The following is a 17,772-nucleotide window of genomic DNA, read 5'->3' on the forward strand; positions in this document are numbered from 1 at the left end:
GCTGTTCCGCTGTAAGCAGTGGCATGACCATAGCTTAAACTCTGGTACGAATTGTCTTGACGGTGGGGTCCACTTTAACTTCTATCATTCAACTTCCTCAAAATTCTCACTACAAGTTTACTCACGAAATTAGCGCTTTAGTTAAACATCAAAGGACCGCTTTTGGCCGGACCCGGCCGTTCTGCCCGGCATAGCAGGTTGCCATGATGAAAATCTAGCGGCTGCATCGAAGGGCTGGATTCGCCCCTTGGCGGACCTCGGAACGTTGCGAAAATTTTTCGGACGACAGCACGTCCGGATGATTGGATGGTCGAAGAAAATCTACTCCCTGAGACTCCAAAGAATCTCATCAATACCCATTACAGCTTTGTCGCCCTTGTCAAACTCTCCTGCGGCATATGCCGCGATACCTTCAGAGGTCAACTCTTCAAGCTTCGCAAGTAAGCGGGGATCTTTATCCCAATTTTCCCTCACAGCTGCAAACTTCAACGCGCAGCGATCTCTCTGCTCTTGACGCGTCTCTGAGGACTCATCTTCCGGTTGATCGGAATCGAAGCTCATAACAGTTACCGCTCCAGAGAAGACCGCCAACGTCTCATTCAATTTCGCCGTGGACATAATCGAACAACTTTCTTTTATCTTCCTACGTCATTGATCAGCAGCGCCGTCAGGTTTCTCTTCTGGCCGATCACTTACATTTCAATTCAAGAAGGCAGCGGGAGGCGACGAAGAGTGCAAACTTAAAATCGCCCTTAGCTCCATTCGACACTCGGCAACGGTACCGTAAATTCCTTGCTCGGCCAGATTCAACTCGTCTTCAATAGAATCAAACAGGCAGTATAGCTCGGTGTTTTCAGCTGACCTGCCTGCCGACATCGCAACTTGCTTAGCTGCCGTTATCGTTCGCCAAAGGAGTTCCTCATCAGGCATCTCATGGAGCAAAATGTATAACAACCACCGACCGGCTATTTCGATGTTCGCGTCGCCTTGGACAGAATGTAGATCGCTAATCAGTTGGGGTACCGGCTTATTCCAGGATACCTCAATTATTTCATCTGGAGGCTCGTCCATCTTTTCGATTACCGATAACGCCCACGTGCGGACGACATCAGGCTTGCATACGCCAGCCTCAAGCCCGATGCGAAAAAACTGAGCACAAGTAGCTAATGACGGTGTCATAAGATCTCTCTGATGATTCTTGGAACGGGCCGCGCAATAAGCGGCCGTCCTGTATTGGCCGATAGCGGCACCAGAGCATAGCGGATGGCAAAGCAGAAATCCCACACATTGTCACCATGCTGTAAATTGCGGCTCTTCGCTGTCCAGCGATTGGTTTCCTGGGCGCGCGTCGAATTACCGCTTTTCCTTGTTAATCTGCTGCAAAAGCTTGAACGCCTCATGCTCGATCACCGGCTCGGCCTCATCGAGCTCCTTGCTCGCCTTGACATAGGCGGCGCGCTTGCGCTCCTTCTTTTCTTCGGGCGGCACGGCCTTCGTGGCGCCCGGCATGATCAATTGCGCACCGGAGTTGTACTTCTTGTAGATGACCTGCTTGCCGTAAGCGGTGTTGTAGTAGCGGTTCATTTCGGTTGCGGTGTCGGCGGAAATGGCGCTGGTCAGCGCTGGCGCCAGGCGCTGATACACTTCAGCAGGGGCAATTTTGTCGAGCTTGGCGAGCACCGCCTGTTTCTGCGCTTCGTTCGGGTAGCGGCTGCGGGCGGCCACGCCCTTCAGCACTTTTTCTATCTGCATCGCGCCCAGCAGATCCTGCACGGCTTTCAGGTGTGTCGCGTTGGGAGCCGCAAGCGGCGCTGCCGGTGGCGTGGCGGCGGCAAATGCCGGGGTGGAAAAGACCAATGACAGACCCAGTACGGCTTGGACGGCAAACTTCATAAATTCCTTCAGGACGAGGTTGTGAAAGCATTACGCGCGGTGATGCGCAAGGAAATGCAAACTGGTGTTGTTTCGCTATTTTTGCACATTTTCTTCTGATAACTTTAATCGCGCATCAGGAGCGCCGGTGGCAAGGCGTGGCGCGATTTCCCTGACGATGTCGCAGACCCACTGGACAAACATGTCCTTGTCGCGCGTCGCGTGGGAAACGACGGCGATCTCGATGGTGGGCAGCTCGAGTGGAATGGCGGCGGACAGCAGGCCGAAATCCTTTTCCCATAGGGGCGCCAGGCCGCCCGGCACTGCCGCGACCGCGTCCACGCGCTGCAGTACCCGGGGCAGCGAGGAGAAATGCGGGCTGGTATGGACCACATTGCGCGACAGCCCGAGCGTGGCCAGCGCCTTGTCGACGCGCCCCTCGAACGCCCCCCGGTGCGAGACGAGCAGGTGTGGCAGGGCGATATATTGTTCCAAAGTCATTTTTCCGCCGCTACCGATGAGCTCGGGGCGCCCGACGCAGCGAAACGTCATCGATGCCAGCGCCACGCGCCGCTGCCATGGCGGTCCCTGGTCGAATGCGCCGATGGCCAGTTCGATTTCCTCTTTCGCCAGCATGTCCGAGACGGTGTAAGGGTCGGTTTCAAGCACCCGCACCCGCACATTCGGCGCTTTGTGGCTGAGCGCGGCCAGCAGCGCTGGCAGCAGCCAGGTGTCGACCCAGTCCGGCATGCCGATGGTGAGCGTCCTGGACTCGGTCAGCGGATCAAATGACGGTGGCTGGAACAGGGCGACGTGCATGTCGGACAGCGCCTGGCCCACCTGACGTTCCAGTTCCAGTGCGCGCGGCGTGGGCAACATCCCCGTACCTGTGCGTACCAGCAGTTCGTCGCAGAACAGGCTGCGCAAGCGGGCCAGGGCGCCGCTCACCGCAGGCTGGCCCAGGTGCAGGCGCTCGGCGGCCCGCGTGACGCTGCGCTCGCGCAACAGCACCATCAGCGTGACTATCAGATTGAGGTCGACGCCGCGAAAATCATTTTCACTGATATTGATGATCATAACAATCGATTTGTATGATTATGCAGAGGGGCTTATCGTAACACCGTCCCACCACCATCCAGGAATTATCATGTTCAGTCAACTTTTCAATGGCGCTGCCATCCGCCGCGCGCTGGTGTCCACATCACTTGTCGTCCTCGCCACGAGCGGGACCGTCATCCCGGCGATGTCGCACGCCGCCGCTCCCATGGCCGCCACCGAGGCGCCAGGCTATTTCCGCATGATGCTCGGGACCTTCGAAGTGACCGCGCTCAGCGATGGCACGCTCGACTTGCCGGTCGATGCCCTGCTGTCCGCCGACGCACGCCAGACCCGCGCCGATGTCGCCAGCCTGCATCTCGAGGTTCCGCTTGAAACATCGTTCAACGCTTACCTGATCAACACGGGCGAGAAACTGGTGCTGGTCGATACCGGCGGCGGCGCGCTGTTTGGCAGCCGGCTAGGCCAGCTGGCCCGGCATATCGAGGCGGCCGGCTACAGGACGAGCCAGATCGACGAGGTATTGCTGACCCATCTGCATTCGGATCATATCGGAGGATTGATGTCGGACGGCCAGCCGGCATTTGCCAATGCGACCGTGCGGGCTGACGAGCGGGAGTCCGGCTATTGGCTGTCGGCCGAGGCCAGGAAGAGCGCGGCGGCGAATGACTTGCAGTTTTTTGATGCGGCTGCGGCTTTGTTGACGCCGTATATCACGGCTGGAAAATATCGGCCATTCAAGGCAGGTAGCCAGGTCGTGCCGGGCATCTCCGCGGTCTCCGCGGATGGCCACACCGCAGGCAGCACGGTGTATCAGGTCGAAAGCCAAGGCAGGCGCTTGTTGCTGATCGGTGACCTGATACACGTCGGACCGGTGCAGTTCAAGCGGCCCGACGTCACAATCGCATTCGATGTCGACCGCAACGCCGCGCGCGCTACCCGGGTGGACGTGTTTCAGCGGGCTGCCGTATCCGGCGATCTGCTGGGCGGCAGCCACCTGCCATTCCCTGGCCTTGGGCACCTGCAAGCCAAGGGCCAGGGCTTCCAGTGGTTGCCGCTTGATTACACCACGAAGGTGAAATAACGCCCTGAAAATCAGGACCGCTTCGACTGGCCGATAATGCTGGCCACCTTGGCGGTAATCATGTCGACCGCCGGGCCGTTGGCGCCATGCGGCAGGATGACATCGGCGTTGCGTTTGGTCGGTTCGATGAACTGCTTGTGCATCGGGCGCACGGTTTCCAGGTATTGTTCGACCACGCTTTCCACCGAGCGGCCGCGTTCGATGATATCGCGTTGCATGCGGCGGATAAAGCGCACGTCGGAGGCGGTGTCGACAAAGATCTTCAGCGACATCATGTCGCGCAGGTCTTCGTCATACAGGGCAAACAGGCCTTCGATCACGATCACCGGGGCCGGCTTGACGGTAATGGTCTTGTCGGAGCGGTTGTGCAGCGTGAAGTTGTATTCCGGCATTTCGATCGATTCGCCGTTGCACAAGGCGCGCATATGCTGCACCAGCAATGGCCACTCGAAAGCCTGTGGATGGTCGTAATTCTGCTGGGGGCGCACTTCCGGCGCGAGATGGGTCTGGTCGCAGTAGTAATCGTCCTGCATCACGACCGACACCATGTCGGCGCCGAACGAGGCCAGCACTTGCTGGGATACGGTGGACTTGCCACTGCCGCTGCCGCCAGCAACACCAATGACAAAGGGAGAGTAGGAAATTTTATTCATCCCGCATGATACCGGAACCGCGGGCGAACTGACAGGGACCGGCTGATATCTCCATCACACTTCCCACTGGAATTTGACAGTCAGCGCCTGGTTGGTGATCGCCGGCACGCGTGTCCTGTCGCGCGAATAGCCGACCGACATCGAACGGCCGTGGCGCCACAGGTGGTGGTACAGCAGCGAGCGGTGCAGCTGCTTTTCAGCCCACGGTTCCAGTGCGCTGATGCCATCGTCGCGCCGTTCTCCGGCCGTGTTCTGCGCCAGCAGGCGCAAGGAATCGGCTGGCGTGAAATGCAGCATGGCCAGCACGCGCCAGCCGGTGTCGGTAAACGCCGGCTGGCCCAGCGTGCCTTGCACCCAGGCGCGGTGCCAAAGTTGGTCCAGTTCCACCGCCCAACCGTTGGGCAAGGCGCGGCGCCAGCCCAGGTCCAGCGTGACATTGCCGCCACGGCCGACCCGGTCGGCGTCGACGTCGAGCTGGCGGCCCAGGGTCACTTCCGCATTCAGTTTGGGCAGCCAGGGCAGGGGCGACGATTCGAAGCCGAAGTGCACGGCAGGCGTATCGTGCAACCGGCCCAGGCGGTTGGCGCGCTGCTGGTCGAAGCCCAGGTTGGCCCAGAAATTGAGCTGGCGCGGGCCACGGAACCAGACGCCGGGCTGCAGCTTGCGCTCCACCACCTGGCCGCCGGCCTGGCCTGCAACGCGGTCACCGACGGTGCGGATCTCGTGCAGGCCCAGGTGCGCTTCCGTTTCGTACAAGTCCAGCGCCAGCCCGTTCCAGGCCGGGCGCTGCGCCCCCAGGCGGCGGTTCAGGTTGATGTCGACCTTGAGCACGCCCGTTTGCGGCACGAAGCCGTTGTCGTTGACAAAGCCGCCGCTGCTGGCCTCGAAGGCCGCGTCGTTCCACCAGGCGTCGCTGATATGCGTGAATTTGCCCCAGCCATAAACGCCGCGGCGGGTGGCGGCGCGCTGTGCGGGCTGCGCATCTTCCGCCAGCGCGACATTGCTGTTCGACTGCATCAGCAGCCACGCCGCCTGCTGGCCGTCGCCGCGCCACTGGCCGTCCAGGCCGAACACCGTATTGGCGCCGGCGCGGCCATTATCGTGACTGTACCCGCGCTGCGAGGCAAAGGCACCCAGCAGCAGGCCATCGCCATGCCAGCGGCCGCGCACCAGGCTGGCCAGGGTGCGCGTGGTCTGGTCGTATTGCGCCGTTTCATACGGGCCGCCGCGCAGCACCACGCCGCCCGGCTGGTCGCGCAAGCTCATGGCCGTCGCGTCATGCCGGGCCGAGCGCCAGGTGGCACGCAGTCCCCATTCCGGATCGGCCACGGTGCGCGAATAAAAGGCCGCCAGCGGCAGGCCCAGCACGTCGGCGCTTTCCAGGAAAAATCCCCGTTTTTCAGGCAGGCTGAGGGCAATCCGGCTGGCGCCCGACGACGTCGGCTCGTCGATTTCCACCTGCGAGTAATCGGGATTGAGCGTGCCATTGAAGACCCAGTCGGCGCGCGGGCGGGCATTGACCTCCAGGCCCAGGCTGGCGCGGTTGGCGCGGCGCCGGCCATCCGCATCGTCGTCGCGGGTAGAGCGCAGGGTCAGTTCGGGTTTCAGGTCCAAAAAGGCGCGGTCGCGCACGCCGGCCACCGTGGCGCCCATGCCGTCTATCTGCTGCAGCACCGCGATATGGCTCAGGGCGTCGCTGGTCAACGGCGTGCTGGTCAGCAGCATACCGCCCGCATGCGGCACGCTGCGCTCGATCATGGCGCGCCAGGTCTTGCCGCCTTCGTAGGGGAAACGCAGGTTGGACAAGGGCCAGCGCACTTCCATGCTGTAGCCGTCGTCCAGCAGCTTGACGGCGGCGTCGATCGGAAAGTCCGGCCCCAGGTCGGACAGGTCCTCGTCGGCGCGGTACATGCCGTCGCTGATCACGCCGGCCGTATTGATGCGCACGAACTGCGCCGCGCGGCCATGGCCCGTGGGGTCGAGCCAGATGCCGACAAAGTCCTGATCAAGGCCCACCTTGTCGCGCCGCGCCAGCGCGCCACGGCGCTGCTGCGGCGCGTCGTCCCAGGCGCGGATGCCGAACACCAGCGCGCCATCGGCCACCAGCAATTGCACCGTGGTGCGCAGCCGCGGTGGCGCGGGCCGGCCGTTTTCGGGCAGGTATTCATAAAAAGTGTCGTACACGGGCGCATGGCGCCAGGCCTCGTCGTCCAACGCGCCGTCGAGTTGCGGCGGCGCGCCCGCAGTCACCAGCGCGGGCAGGGCCGTGGCCGCAGGCACGCTGGCTTCGCCAGTCGCGGTGGCGCCGGCGAGCACCAGCGCGGACAGCAGTTTATGGTTGGTCTTGAAGATGGATGGCACCGTATCCCTTGCAGTCGCTGCAGCCATGCGCGCGGGTGCGGCATGGCTGGGCCGCAAGTGTAAGCGAGGTCATGTTTAATAAGCAAGTGCCGTCGCGACCGGGATCACAGCCGGCCGAACACCAGGCTGGCATTGACGCCGCCAAAGCCGAAGCCATTCGAGATGGCGTAATCGGTGGCCAGTTTGCGCGCCGCGCCGGTGACGATGTCGAGGCCTTCCGTCGCCGGATCGGGCTGCGCCAGGTTGAGGGTGGCCGGCGCCAGCTGGTCGCGCAGGGCCAGCACGGTGAAGATCGCTTCCACGCCGCCGGCCGCACCCAGCAGATGGCCGGTCGACGATTTCGTGGCCGAGACGGCGGGGCCGCCGCCGCTGCCAAAGATCGCCCTGATGGCGGCCAGCTCGCTCATGTCGCCTACCGGCGTCGAGGTCGCATGAGCGTTCAGGTGGCCGATCTGTTCGGGGGCGATATTGGCCTGCCGGATCGCCAGCTCCATGGCGCGCCGTCCGCCTGCGCCGTCCTCGGGCGGCGACGTCATGTGATAGGCGTCGGCGCTGGTGCCGTAGCCCAGCAGCTCCGCAATCGGCGTGGCGCCGCGGCGCAAGGCATGCTCCAGTTCTTCGATCACCAGCATGCCGGCGCCTTCGCCCATCACGAAGCCGTCGCGGGCCATGTCGAAGGGGCGCGATGCCTGGGCAGGGCGGTCATTGAAACCGGTCGACATGGTCCTGGCGGCGGCAAAGGCGCCGAAGCTGACCCGGTCGATGCAGGCCTCGGCACCGCCGCACACGGCGATATCGGCTTCGCCGGCGCGTATCAGCCGGGCCGCGTCGCCGATGGCTTGGGCGCTGGCGGCGCAGGCCGTGACGGGAGCGCCCAGCGGGCCGCGAAAGCCGTGGCGTATCGAGATGTGGCCGGCCGCCATATTGGCCAGGAAGTTGGGCACTGTAAACGGCGACAGCCGTTTCGGGCCTCGGCCATCGGTGGTGCGCACGGCGTCGACAATGGCGCCGAAGCCGCCCACGCCGGAGCCGACGATGGTGGCCGTGCGTTCGCGCGCGCTGTCGGTGTCGGGCTGCCAGCCGGCCTGCCGCAGGGCTTCCTGCGCCGCGGCCAGCGCGAACATGGTAAAGCGGTCCATTTTCTTGAGATCTTTGGCTTCCACGGCGAGGGCAGGGTCGAAGCCCCATGGACATTCGGCGCTCAAACCCGGCACGACGCCGGCAACCTTGGCGGCGATGCTGTCAGTGAGGTCATCAGGTAAAGCCACCAGTCCCGACTGCCCATCGAGCAGGCGGCGCCAGGTGGCTTCAACGCCGTTACCCAAGGGCGTGACCATGCCCATGCCCGTCACCACTATGCGTCTTGTATTCATTCATGCTCCTGTTTGAACGATGCCGCCATCTGAATCGTGATGGATGGCGATAGGCAAAATGCGCCATGCAGCAGCCATCCCGCATCGCCGCCGGCGTGGAAATCAGGCCTCAGTATAGGCAGATAAGGCAGGTGTGGTTGCCACATCGCGCCAATGAATATGCAAACTGCGCCATAATGGTGGCACGATGATGCTCTCCGTGCAAAACTCCCTGACCGTACCCGCGCACTTTTTGCACGGCATGCTGCACTGGGTGCGCGTCCGTCATGGAGAAACGGCGGTGGCGCGGGTACTCGCCGCCGCCGCCATTCCCGCCGCGTTCCTGCATCGGCCCGAGGCCCGGCTGACGCGCCAGCAATACGTGGCGCTATACCGGAGCGTCGCGGCGACACTCGACGACGAGATGCTGGGCCTGTGGTCGCGGCCGATCCGCACCGGCACCTTGAAATACCTGATGCTCAGCCTGCTCGATGCACCGACCGTGATGGTTGCCCTGAACCGGTTTGTGCGTTTCTGGAATTTGCTGCTCGACGATTACCGGCTGCACATTTCCAGCAAAAATGCGCTGCTGCGGCTGGCCCTGGTGGAACGGGCGCCTGGCACGCCGGTCGCGCCACTGGGCCATGTGCTGATGATGAAGCTGATCCACGGCATCGCCTCGTGGCTGCTGGGTCGCGAGATCAGCCCGCAGCGGGTCGAGTTCAGCTTCGACCGACAGGAGCAGATGGACCAGCATGGCTTGCTGGTTCCGGGCGAGGTGCGCTTCAATGCCGGCATCACCAGCATCCACTTCGCCTACGACGATTGCGCGCAGCAGTTCAAGCGCGAGAAACACGAACTGTGGGCCTTCCTGAAGCGTGCACCCGAAGACTGGACATTCAGTGCCGTGCATGGCGCGTCGATGGCGGCCAGGGCGCGCGAATATCTGGAGCGGCGCCTGGCGCAAGCGGTGACGATCCAGGACCTGGCGCAAGCCTTGCACACCACCGTGCGCACGCTGAACCGGCGCTTTGCCGACGAAGGCACGCATTTCCAGGCCGTCAAGGACGCGCTGCGGCGCGATATCGCCGTCCATCGCCTGGCCAATTCGAATACCAGCGTGGCGGCGCTGGCGTTTGACCTGGGCTACGCCGACGCCACCGGTTTTTGCCGCGCCTTCAGGCAGTGGACCGGCAGCAGCCCGGCCGCATATCGGCAGGATGCGCGACAGGATGCGCGGCAGGGCGAGTAGGGCCCGTTACCGCGCCTTGCTTGCATCCACCTGCGCCTGCACCCCCCGAAAATACGTCAGCGGCCGCGCTATCGTCACGCCCATCAGGGCGGCGGCCTGGATGATGTCGGCGGTATCGCGCCGGTACACGATCAGCGCATCCATATTGTCGGTACCGGAACCCTCGATCCAGATCAGGTCATAGCCGCCTTCTTCCACCGCGCGTTGCGCCAGTTCGCCATCGAGCCACTCGTAGTAGGGCAGCACGCCACGCTCGTGGTCCGCGACCAGTTCATAAGGGAAGTCGGGAAATTCGTCGAACATCTCCTGGATCTGCTCATGCAGCTCGTCGATCTTGTCGCTCGAGGCGATATAGCCGCCCAGCTGGTCGATGATCTCCAGCGCGTACGCGTGTGCATCGCTGGTCACCCACTCCTGGTCGGCGTTGGCGGGCGCATTGGTGATGGCGGTGACGGCGTCATCGAGTTCCTCGCCTTCGAGGTCGCCGCAGGTCAGGCGGGTCAGCAGTTCGGACAAGAGCATGGTTGCCTTTCAAGTGTTTGCCGATGGCCGGGGCGGCCAAGGTGGGCAATATTGATTGAGAACGTGGCAAATGCTATCACTGATTTTCCCCGGCTGGCGGCCTGCACGCACGCCACCGCATGCCTAGAACGCACGCCACCGCATGCGCCCAAGTAACCCCCAATAAATTCTTGTGATTTCTGACTTCCATAACCGGCGCTCTGCTGTGTTGCCAACTGCTAGCAGTGCTCGCACGGCGTCGCAGTTGACGCCTTGCATAGCATCCGGTTCTGTTCGTCATAACTTCACAATAATTTCCTGACGATTACTTAGAACGCGCGTCTGGCGCGCACGCCCCAGGTGCGCGGTGCGCTGGCGACCACGATATTGTTGGCCAGCGCGCGCGTAAAGTAGCGCGCGTCGGCCAGGTTGTTGCCATACACGCCCAAGGTCCATTTGCCGGCGTGGTAGTCCAGGTGGGCGTTGCTCATGGTGTATGCCGGGTTGACGGTGGTGCTGGCCGGGTACAGGTTGGACTTGCCCTGGCGCGTGACGGTGGCGCCCAGTTCCCACTGCGGTGCGGGCTGCCATTGCAGCCCGGCGCCCACGCTGTGGCGCGGCGTATTGGCGAACTGCTGGCCCGCGTAATCGACCGCGCCCTTGCGGTATTCGTCGTATTCGGCGTGGGCGATGGCGGCAAAGGCATTCAGGGTCAGCGTGGGCGCGGGGCGCAGCAAGCCCGTCAGTTCCAGGCCCTGGCTGTGCGAGCGTCCTGCGTTGTCGATGCGGCTCTGGCCGTTGGTGTCCGTCACCGTCACCTGCTGGTCGCGCAGGCGTGTGTGGTAGACGGTGGCGGCCAGTTCCCAGGCGCGCCGTTCGCCGCGCAGGCGGTAGCCCAGTTCCACATGGTTGCCGTATTCGGGCCGGTAGGCGGTGCCGGCCGCGTCGGGTGCCGTCGCATACAGGTTGAATCCGGATGCCTTGTAGCCGCGCGCCATGGTCAGCCAGCCGAATTGCGCGCCATCGGGCGTGAACTCCAGCGTCAGGCGCGGCAGGGCCACCGTATCGCGCGCTTTCGCATCATTGACGACGGTGGTGGCGTCGAACGGCGTATCGGGCATGCCGTCGCCGTCGCTGTCGAACAGGCCGGCCTGGCGGCTGCTCCAGTCCAGCTTGCGCCTGTCGTGCTGCAGGCGCAGCGCGCCGGCCAGGCGCCAGGCTGGCGCCAGTTTCCAGCCCAGCTCGCCGAATGCGGCGGCGCTGCTGCCTTTCACGTCGGCCTTGGTGGCGCTCAGGTAATAGGGCATGGAATCGAAGTCGTACGGCGAATCGCGCGTGATATGCGCGCCGAACACGCCGGCCAGCCAGTCGAGCCGGCCTTCGCCGCCCGACAGGCGCGCTTCCAGGCTCCATTGCACGTTCTTCATGTCGTAGCCGGTGCGCGCCTGGAAGGTGGAGCGGGGCAGCCAGTAATTCCATTCACTCTGGCTGGCGCCGGCCGTGACGGCCAGCCGCGTGTTGCCGGCCAGCGCGCGCGCATATTCGCCCGACAGCAAGGTGTATTTGACGTTGTTGGTACCCGCGTCGCCCGCTTGCGAGCGGTGCTCGCGCGCGTCCGGTGCTGCCGCAAAGTAGTCGTTGCCGCCGCGCATGTTGGCGTGATGCAGGCCCAGGCGCCAGGTGCCGCCCGCGTCGTCGCGGTGCAGCAGCTTGATGCGTGCAAAGGCACTGTCCCAGCCGCCCGTGTCGCTGCGCCCCAGGCGCGGATTATCGATAAAGCCGTCGGCCGACTCGCCGCCGGCGGCGATGCGCACGGCCGATTTCTCGCCCAGCGGAACGTCCATCGCCAGGCTGGCGCGGCGCCGCTGGCCGCTGCCGATATCGAGCTGCGCGTTGCCGCCCAATATCCGGCCCGGATCGCGTGAGCGCAGCGCCACCACGCCGCCCATGCTGCTCTGGCCGTACAGCGTCGATTGCGGGCCGCGCAGCACCTCGAGCTGTTCCAGGTCGAACAGCTGGCCCAGCACCATGCTGTAGATGGGTACGCCGTCGAGCATCACGCTGGTGCTGGTGCTGTCCGATTCGTCGTCGGAAAAGCCCAGCCCGCGTATCGTCAGCGACGGCGTACTGCGCGTGAAATTGGTCAGATACACATTCGGCAACTGCTGCGCCACCTCGCCCAAGGTTTCCAGGTGGGCCTGCTCGATGGCGTCGCCGCCGAGCACGTTGACGCTGGCCGGCGTCTGCATCACGCTGCGGCCGGCCTTGCTGGCGCTGACCAGCACCGACGGCAAAGTGGCGTCATCATCGCCCGGCGACGATTGCGCCAGCGCGAAGGCGGGGGCGGCGAGCAGCAGGCACAGGGTCAGCCGGGGAGGGAGGGGTGCGGACATGGTTTCCTTGTTGGCGGAAGTGAAAGAAGAATCCATGGTAATCAGCACCTCCGGCGCGCGCCGCCCCGATCCGGTCCGCCAACGTCCGAAGCGGGACTCTTTCATCTGGCGTCAGGTTTGCATTGTAAATAGGAATCATTATCATTAAAATGTGGCGATGCACCATCGCATGGCAAGCTCACAGGGGATGCAATGTATGAACTGAAATCGTCCGAATTCTTTGACGGGCCGCCCGCCGGCGTGGCCCATCCGCCCGGCACGCTGGTGCGCACCGTCGACGTGCGGGAGGGCCTGGCCGTGTCGCTGGTCTCCTTGCGGCCGCAGCAGGCATTCCAGGTGGCGACCGTCAATGACAGCGACCACCTGCATTTCAGCTGCCAGTTGCGCGGCATGACGGAGGTGGCGGTGCAGGGCGGCGTGGGACGCGAACCGCGCCAGTTGCATGCCAACAGCCTGGTGGCCAGTTGCGCGCCGGGCGAACGCTTCCAGCTCAATTTCTACCCTGTCGGCTATGGCAACGTGGAGCTGCGCATCCGTCCCGATATCCTGAGCCAGCTGGCCGGCGACGAATACGGCGGCGTGGGCGAGCGCCTGCAAGGCGCGGGCTTCCTGCACCAGCAAGGTGGCCACGCGCGCGCGCGGGAGGCGGCCCTGAAGCTGGAACAGCTGCTGAGTTGCCCGCAGCCGTCGCGCCTGCTGGTACATGCGGCCACGCTGGAGTTCCTGGCCTGGAACCTGCAGGCGCTGCAGGGCAGTGATGACGGCGCGGCCCAGCCATCGGCGCGCGAACAGAAGCTGCTGCGCGCCGCGCACGAGCGGCTGCTGGCCGACCTCAGCGATCCGCCGACCATCGAGCAGCTGTCGCGCGAGGTCGGCCTGAACCAGCTGAAGCTGAAACGCGGCTTCAAGGCCATGTTCGGCCTCAGCATCTACGCCCTGTTCCAGCGAGAACGCATGGGCCGCGCCAAGGCGCTGCTGGACCGGCACGGCGTCAGTGACACGGCGGCCATGCTTGGCTACAGCAACATGAGCCACTTCAGCGCGGCATTCCGCAAGCAGCATGGCATGCTGCCCAGCCAGGCCAGGCGCGGCATGCTGGCCTGAGCCGGCGTTCTAGGATTGCTGCGCTTGCCACAGTTCCGCATACAAACCATCCTGTGCCAGCAGCGCCGCATGGCGGCCCCGCTCGACGATGCGGCCCGCGTCCAGCACCAGGATCTGGTCCGCATGGCGCACGGTCCGCAGGCGGTGGGCGATCATGATCACCGTGCGTCCTCGCGCCAGCCGCGCCAGCGCCTGTTCGATTTCATGCCGGGCCTGCGGATCGACCGAGGCCGTCGCTTCGTCGAGCAGCAGCAGTGGCGCGTCTTTCAGCAGGGCGCGGGCGATCGACAGACGCTGGCGCTCGCCGCCGGACAGGCGCTGGCCGTTCTCGCCGATGCGGCTGTGGTAGCCCTGTGGCAGTCGTTGTACGAAGGCGTCGCAATACGCGTCGCGGCAGGCAGCCATCACTTCCTCGTCGCTGGCGCCGGGGCGGCCGATGCGCACATTGTCGAGCACCGTGCCGTCGAACAACTGCACCTCCTGGAATACAAAGCTGAGCTGCTGGTACAGGCGCTCGCTGCCCAGCGCGCGCAGGTCCGTGCCGCCCAGGGAAATCGTGCCCTCCTGTGGATCGTCGAAGCGGGCCAGCAGGTGCAGCAGGCTGCTCTTGCCGGCGCCGGACGGGCCGACGATGGCCGTCACCGTGCCCGGCGCCGCCTCCAGGCGGATATCGCGCAAGGCCCAGGCCGCGCTGCCTTCGTAGCGCAGGCCCACGCCGTCGAAACGCAGTGCATGGTTGCCGGGCGCAAGCACCGCCTCGCCCTGCGGCATGGGCGCTTCGGCCAGCAGCGCTTCGAGGCGCGCTTCGGACAGGGCCATGAAGCGCAGTTCCGACAAATGGGCGGCGATATCGTGCAACGGATCGATCAGTTTATAGGCCACCAGCACGAACAGCAGCCAGTGCCGCTGCGTTGGCGCATCGTGGCCGGCCAGCCATGCCGCCGCCAGCAGCAATAGCACCAGGCCCAGCTCCACCGTGTAGCGGTAGGCCTGGATCGGACCGGCGCCCCAGGCTTCCACGCCCAGGCTGGCGCTGCGCAGCCGGGCAAAGCGCGCGTCAAGGCGCCCGACCCACTGTGCGGCGCGGCCGTACAGGCGCAAGGTGCGCAGGCCGCCGATGAATTCCACCAGCATGCCCGCTGTCTCCCGCTGCAGTTCCTGCTTATGGCGGCCGGCGGCGCCAAAGCGGCGCCGCGCCAGGTTGAGCAGCCACAGCGCCAGCGGAAACGTCAGCGCCAGCGTGGCGGCAAGGCGCCAGTCGGCCAGCAGCAGCACCGCCAGGTACAGCAGCGGCACGGCGCAGGCGGCCACCAGTTCGCCGACCAGGTGCGTGAAAATATCCTCCACCCGCTTGACATCGTCCGTCAGCAGCGACGCCAGTTCGCCGCTGCGCCGCCCTTGCACGGCAGCCAGCCGCAGGCGGCTCAAGTGGCCCAGCGCCTGCTCGCGGTAGCCTTTCATCAGTGCGTAACTGCCCAGGAAGCAGTGCAACTGTCCCCAGTAGGAAAACAACAGCTGGGCGCCCAGCAGGCCGGCCAGCAGCAGGCAAAGCAGGGGCAATGAGCGCAGCTGGCCGGTGGCCGCCAGGTCGGCCAGCCACCACCAGGCGGCAAAAAAGGGGGCGATGGCGAACGCGCGTTCGAGCACGCGCAGGGCCAGGCCCAGCAGCATGCGGCGCGGCGTGCGTCCGCTGCGGCGTATCACGCGCCTCAGCATCTCAGTGACAGGCATGGGCAGCGTCTCCGTTGATGTGCCATCGTTCGCTGTCGAACTGGCGTTGCCACAATTGGCAGTATAACTGGCAGTCCCGCAGCAGCGCGCCATGCGTGCCGCTGGCGACCAGGCGGCCGCCATCCATCACGAGGATCTGGCTGGCGCCCGCGACGCTGGCCAGGCGGTGCGCGATGACCAGCACCGTTTGCCGCGGGTAGCTGGCGCGCAGAGCCTGGTAAAAGCGCAGTTCGGTGCGGCTGTCGGCAAATGCTGTCGCTTCGTCGAGCAGCAGGATGGGCGTGGCGGCCAGCAGCGCGCGGGCAATCGCGATGCGCTGGCGCTCGCCGCCGGAGAGGCGTACGCCGCGTTCCTCGACATGGCTGTGCCAGCCGTCCGGCAGCGCATCGACGCAGTCCAGCACCTGGGCCACGCGCAGCGCCTCGCGCACTTCCACGTCGCTCGCCGTTGGCCGGCCCAGGCGCAGATTGTCGAGCAGGCTGCCGCGAAACAGAAAGGCCTCCTGCGTTGCCAGCGCGACCAGCGCGGTGCGTGCGGTGTCGTCCAGCGCGGCCAGGTCCACGCCGCCGGCCAGGATGCGCCCGGATGTGGGCTGCAGCAGGCCGGCCAGCAGGGCCGCCACCGTGCTCTTGCCCGCACCCGAGGGACCCACCAGCGCCGTCATGGTGCCGGCAGGCAGATGCAGGCTGAAGCCGGACAGCAACGGTGACGCTTCATGAGCGAAGCTGACGTGTTCGAGGCGCACGTCCGGCGCCTGCGCCAGCGTGGCCGGCGTGACACCGGGTGCCGCCGGCGGCAGGGCCGGCAAGCGTGCGATGCGCGCCAGGCTGGCCTCGATTTCACGCCACTCCGACGACACCTTGACCACCTTGAACAGGGGCTTGAGCATGCTGGAGCCGAGCACCAGCGCCAGTACCAGCTGCGGCAGGCTGATGGCGCCCGCATCGAACAGGTACAAGCCGGTGGGCAGCAGGGTGACGATATTGGCGCTCAACAGCACCATGAAGGCCGACCAGCCGGGTACCGTCAGGCGCGTGATGCGAGTCATCAGCGATTCATACGCCCGCAGGCTGTCGCGCATGCGCGCAAAGGAGCGGGCATCCTGGCGGCAGGCCTTCATGACGGGCATGCTGCGCACATATTCGATGGTGGCGCCGTGCAGCTCGTCGAGCGCCGTATTGAATGCCGCCAGATGGCCGCCCAGGCCGCGCATCATCAGCGTTTGCAGCAGCAGCGCGAACGGCACGGTGGCCAGCGCGGCCAGCGCCAGGCGCCAGTCGAGCGCCGCCAGCAGGCCGGCCACCAGCAGCGGACTGGCCAGCGCCGCCGTCAGTTCCACTGTATGGTGGGCGATGAACTGATCGAGCCGGTCTACGTCCTGCAGCACCAGCCGTTTCAGCTCGCCACTGCCGGCGCCATTGAGCCAGCGCAGCGGCACGCCCGCCAGTTGCCGCACCAGCTGGCGCCGTGTGTCGAGCAGCACCTGGAAGGCGGTGACATGGCTGAAATAATAGGCCGCGCTGTAGAGCGCGTACTTGAGCGCCAGTGCCAGCGCCAGCCAGCCGGCCAGGGCCAGCAAGGCGTCAGCGGCGCCCGGGGCCTGCACGGCCACGCCGGCGGCCTTTCCCAGCAGCCAGCAGGGCCACAGTTCGGCGCCGGCCGCGAGCGTGGCCAGGGTGATGGCCAGCGCCAGACGGCGCTGGTGGCCGCGCAGCAGGCGGCGCATCAGTTGCCGGGGCGTTTCAGTCATCCGTGCTCTCCAGTGTGGTGGCGCCGCGCCGTACCCACAGCAGCATGGCGATGGCCAGCAGCGCGCTGGCGGCGCCGACCAGCATGCCGGCGCCGTAGCCGGCGCGCGCGGCCAGCGCCGTGGCGGCCGAGGCGACCACGATCTCGCCCAGGGTTTGCGTGCTCTGGAAGATGGAAAAATCGGTGGCCGGCTGATCGCCCAGCTGGGCGTGGCGCATCAGCAGCGTGTACAGGCAGACGCTGGTCACGCCGATGCCGATGCCGATCAGGGCGGTGGCCAGCCACACCAGCTGTGTACTGGCGCCATGCGGGTCGCTGCCGATCAGCAGCCATAGCGCGCTGGCCCCGGCCAGCACCAGCAGGCCGGCCAGCAGCGCCGTCCAGCGCGCCAGCCGCCGCATCAACACGGCGGCCAGCGCGCAGCCGGCCAGCACCATCACCGAGTTGGCCACGCCGGACAGGGCGGCGATGCCATTGGTGCTCCAGCCGGCATCGACCAGCACCAGCTTGGCCAGGCCGAACAGCACCGATCCTGTCAATGTGGCCAGCATGCCGGCCACCATCAGGCGCAGCGCCTGCGGACGGCGAAAAAAACTAGGGCGGCACATTCTGCTTACCTCTCCCGCGGGCACTATTGAAGCGCGTTGCTGTCCAAGGTCGCATG

General features: G+C 65.1%; 15 protein-coding genes. 3 read left to right on the forward strand and 12 right to left on the reverse strand.

Annotation, left to right across the window (positions count from 1 at the left end; translation table 11 throughout):
• Positions 1-321: 321 nt before the first annotated feature.
• The 4 genes from ACP7B7_RS30655 to ACP7B7_RS30670 form a co-directional block, all read right to left on the reverse strand.
• Positions 322-561 carry a hypothetical protein gene (locus ACP7B7_RS30655; protein ID WP_308920892.1) on the reverse strand — a complete coding sequence of 80 codons (240 nt, stop codon included), beginning with the start codon at positions 559-561 and terminating at the stop codon, positions 322-324.
• A 138-nt stretch (positions 562-699) separates the two neighbouring features.
• Positions 700-1,179, reverse strand: a complete 480-nt coding sequence (locus tag ACP7B7_RS30660) for a hypothetical protein (RefSeq protein ID WP_308920893.1) — start codon at positions 1,177-1,179, stop codon at positions 700-702.
• Between the two features lie 174 nt (positions 1,180-1,353).
• Positions 1,354-1,893 carry a hypothetical protein gene (locus ACP7B7_RS30665; protein WP_308920894.1) on the reverse strand — a complete coding sequence of 180 codons (540 nt, stop codon included), beginning with the start codon at positions 1,891-1,893 and terminating at the stop codon, positions 1,354-1,356.
• Between the two features lie 75 nt (positions 1,894-1,968).
• Positions 1,969-2,949, reverse strand: a complete 981-nt coding sequence (locus tag ACP7B7_RS30670; protein WP_426079219.1) for a LysR substrate-binding domain-containing protein — start codon at positions 2,947-2,949, stop codon at positions 1,969-1,971.
• A 70-nt stretch (positions 2,950-3,019) separates the two neighbouring features.
• Here ACP7B7_RS30670 and ACP7B7_RS30675 point away from each other — a divergent pair, with 70 nt between their 5' ends.
• Entirely contained in the window at positions 3,020-4,012 is a 993-nt protein-coding gene (locus ACP7B7_RS30675; RefSeq protein WP_426079220.1) for an MBL fold metallo-hydrolase, read from the forward strand.
• 11 nt (positions 4,013-4,023) lie between these two features.
• Here ACP7B7_RS30675 and udk read toward each other — a convergent pair whose 3' ends face one another.
• The 3 genes from udk to fabF form a co-directional block, all read right to left on the reverse strand.
• The gene (gene udk, locus ACP7B7_RS30680; protein WP_426079221.1) at positions 4,024-4,665 is read right to left on the reverse strand and encodes a uridine kinase; all 642 of its coding nucleotides are present in this window, start codon (positions 4,663-4,665) and stop codon (positions 4,024-4,026) included.
• A gap of 54 nt (positions 4,666-4,719) precedes the next feature.
• Positions 4,720-7,053 (reverse strand): hypothetical protein, encoded by a 2,334-nt coding sequence (locus tag ACP7B7_RS30685; RefSeq protein WP_426079222.1) that lies wholly within the window; start codon positions 7,051-7,053, stop codon positions 4,720-4,722.
• Positions 7,054-7,130: 77 nt separating this feature from the next.
• A complete protein-coding gene (gene fabF / locus ACP7B7_RS30690) occupies positions 7,131-8,399 on the reverse strand; it encodes a beta-ketoacyl-ACP synthase II (protein WP_426079223.1) in 1,269 nt (422 codons plus the stop codon).
• A gap of 190 nt (positions 8,400-8,589) precedes the next feature.
• Here fabF and ACP7B7_RS30695 point away from each other — a divergent pair, with 190 nt between their 5' ends.
• The gene (locus tag ACP7B7_RS30695; RefSeq protein ID WP_426079230.1) at positions 8,590-9,630 is read left to right on the forward strand and encodes an AraC family transcriptional regulator ligand-binding domain-containing protein; all 1,041 of its coding nucleotides are present in this window, start codon (positions 8,590-8,592) and stop codon (positions 9,628-9,630) included.
• A gap of 6 nt (positions 9,631-9,636) precedes the next feature.
• Here the strand turns inward: ACP7B7_RS30695 and ACP7B7_RS30700 are convergent, their stop codons facing one another.
• Positions 9,637-10,152 (reverse strand): hypothetical protein, encoded by a 516-nt coding sequence (locus tag ACP7B7_RS30700; RefSeq protein ID WP_426079224.1) that lies wholly within the window; start codon positions 10,150-10,152, stop codon positions 9,637-9,639.
• Between the two features lie 308 nt (positions 10,153-10,460).
• Positions 10,461-12,524, reverse strand: a complete 2,064-nt coding sequence (locus tag ACP7B7_RS30705; RefSeq protein ID WP_426079225.1) for a TonB-dependent receptor — start codon at positions 12,522-12,524, stop codon at positions 10,461-10,463.
• A gap of 192 nt (positions 12,525-12,716) precedes the next feature.
• Here ACP7B7_RS30705 and ACP7B7_RS30710 point away from each other — a divergent pair, with 192 nt between their 5' ends.
• Positions 12,717-13,628, forward strand: coding sequence for a helix-turn-helix transcriptional regulator (locus ACP7B7_RS30710; protein ID WP_426079226.1), 912 nt, complete (start codon positions 12,717-12,719; stop codon positions 13,626-13,628).
• Positions 13,629-13,637: 9 nt separating this feature from the next.
• Here the strand turns inward: ACP7B7_RS30710 and ACP7B7_RS30715 are convergent, their stop codons facing one another.
• The 3 genes from ACP7B7_RS30715 to ACP7B7_RS30725 are packed head-to-tail and all read right to left on the reverse strand — an operon-like array spanning position 13,638 to position 17,716.
• On the reverse strand, positions 13,638-15,359 hold the full coding sequence (locus tag ACP7B7_RS30715) for an ABC transporter ATP-binding protein (RefSeq protein ID WP_426079227.1): 1,722 nt from the start codon (positions 15,357-15,359) through the stop codon (positions 13,638-13,640).
• Positions 15,346-17,109, reverse strand: coding sequence for an ABC transporter ATP-binding protein (locus tag ACP7B7_RS30720; protein WP_426079228.1), 1,764 nt, complete (start codon positions 17,107-17,109; stop codon positions 15,346-15,348). Before ACP7B7_RS30720 ends, ACP7B7_RS30715 begins: the two co-directional genes overlap by 14 nt.
• Entirely contained in the window at positions 17,102-17,716 is a 615-nt protein-coding gene (locus tag ACP7B7_RS30725; RefSeq protein WP_426079229.1) for an MFS transporter, read from the reverse strand. Before ACP7B7_RS30725 ends, ACP7B7_RS30720 begins: the two co-directional genes overlap by 8 nt.
• Positions 17,717-17,772 lie beyond the last annotated feature (56 nt).

Origin of the sequence: Janthinobacterium sp. PSPC3-1, from assembly GCF_049896105.1 — a bacterium.
Lineage (GTDB): Bacteria > Pseudomonadota > Gammaproteobacteria > Burkholderiales > Burkholderiaceae_D > Janthinobacterium.

Excerpts from the sequence above, each read along its gene's own strand:
- udk (WP_426079221.1), bottom strand. The coding sequence starts at position 4,665 with ATGAATAAAATTTCCTACTCTCCCTTTGTCATTGGTGTTGCTGGCGGC.
- ACP7B7_RS30705 (WP_426079225.1), bottom strand. The coding sequence starts at position 12,524 with ATGTCCGCACCCCTCCCTCCCCGGCTGACCCTGTGCCTGCTGCTCGCC.
- ACP7B7_RS30725 (WP_426079229.1), bottom strand. The coding sequence starts at position 17,716 with ATGTGCCGCCCTAGTTTTTTTCGCCGTCCGCAGGCGCTGCGCCTGATG.
- ACP7B7_RS30655 (WP_308920892.1), bottom strand. The coding sequence starts at position 561 with ATGAGCTTCGATTCCGATCAACCGGAAGATGAGTCCTCAGAGACGCGT.
- ACP7B7_RS30715 (WP_426079227.1), bottom strand. The coding sequence starts at position 15,359 with ATGCCTGTCACTGAGATGCTGAGGCGCGTGATACGCCGCAGCGGACGC.
- ACP7B7_RS30695 (WP_426079230.1), top strand. The coding sequence starts at position 8,590 with ATGCTCTCCGTGCAAAACTCCCTGACCGTACCCGCGCACTTTTTGCAC.
- ACP7B7_RS30670 (WP_426079219.1), bottom strand. The coding sequence starts at position 2,949 with ATGATCATCAATATCAGTGAAAATGATTTTCGCGGCGTCGACCTCAAT.
- ACP7B7_RS30675 (WP_426079220.1), top strand. The coding sequence starts at position 3,020 with ATGTTCAGTCAACTTTTCAATGGCGCTGCCATCCGCCGCGCGCTGGTG.
- ACP7B7_RS30720 (WP_426079228.1), bottom strand. The coding sequence starts at position 17,109 with ATGACTGAAACGCCCCGGCAACTGATGCGCCGCCTGCTGCGCGGCCAC.
- ACP7B7_RS30665 (WP_308920894.1), bottom strand. The coding sequence starts at position 1,893 with ATGAAGTTTGCCGTCCAAGCCGTACTGGGTCTGTCATTGGTCTTTTCC.
- ACP7B7_RS30710 (WP_426079226.1), top strand. The coding sequence starts at position 12,717 with ATGTATGAACTGAAATCGTCCGAATTCTTTGACGGGCCGCCCGCCGGC.
- ACP7B7_RS30660 (WP_308920893.1), bottom strand. The coding sequence starts at position 1,179 with ATGACACCGTCATTAGCTACTTGTGCTCAGTTTTTTCGCATCGGGCTT.
- fabF (WP_426079223.1), bottom strand. The coding sequence starts at position 8,399 with ATGAATACAAGACGCATAGTGGTGACGGGCATGGGCATGGTCACGCCC.
- ACP7B7_RS30685 (WP_426079222.1), bottom strand. The coding sequence starts at position 7,053 with ATGGCTGCAGCGACTGCAAGGGATACGGTGCCATCCATCTTCAAGACC.
- ACP7B7_RS30700 (WP_426079224.1), bottom strand. The coding sequence starts at position 10,152 with ATGCTCTTGTCCGAACTGCTGACCCGCCTGACCTGCGGCGACCTCGAA.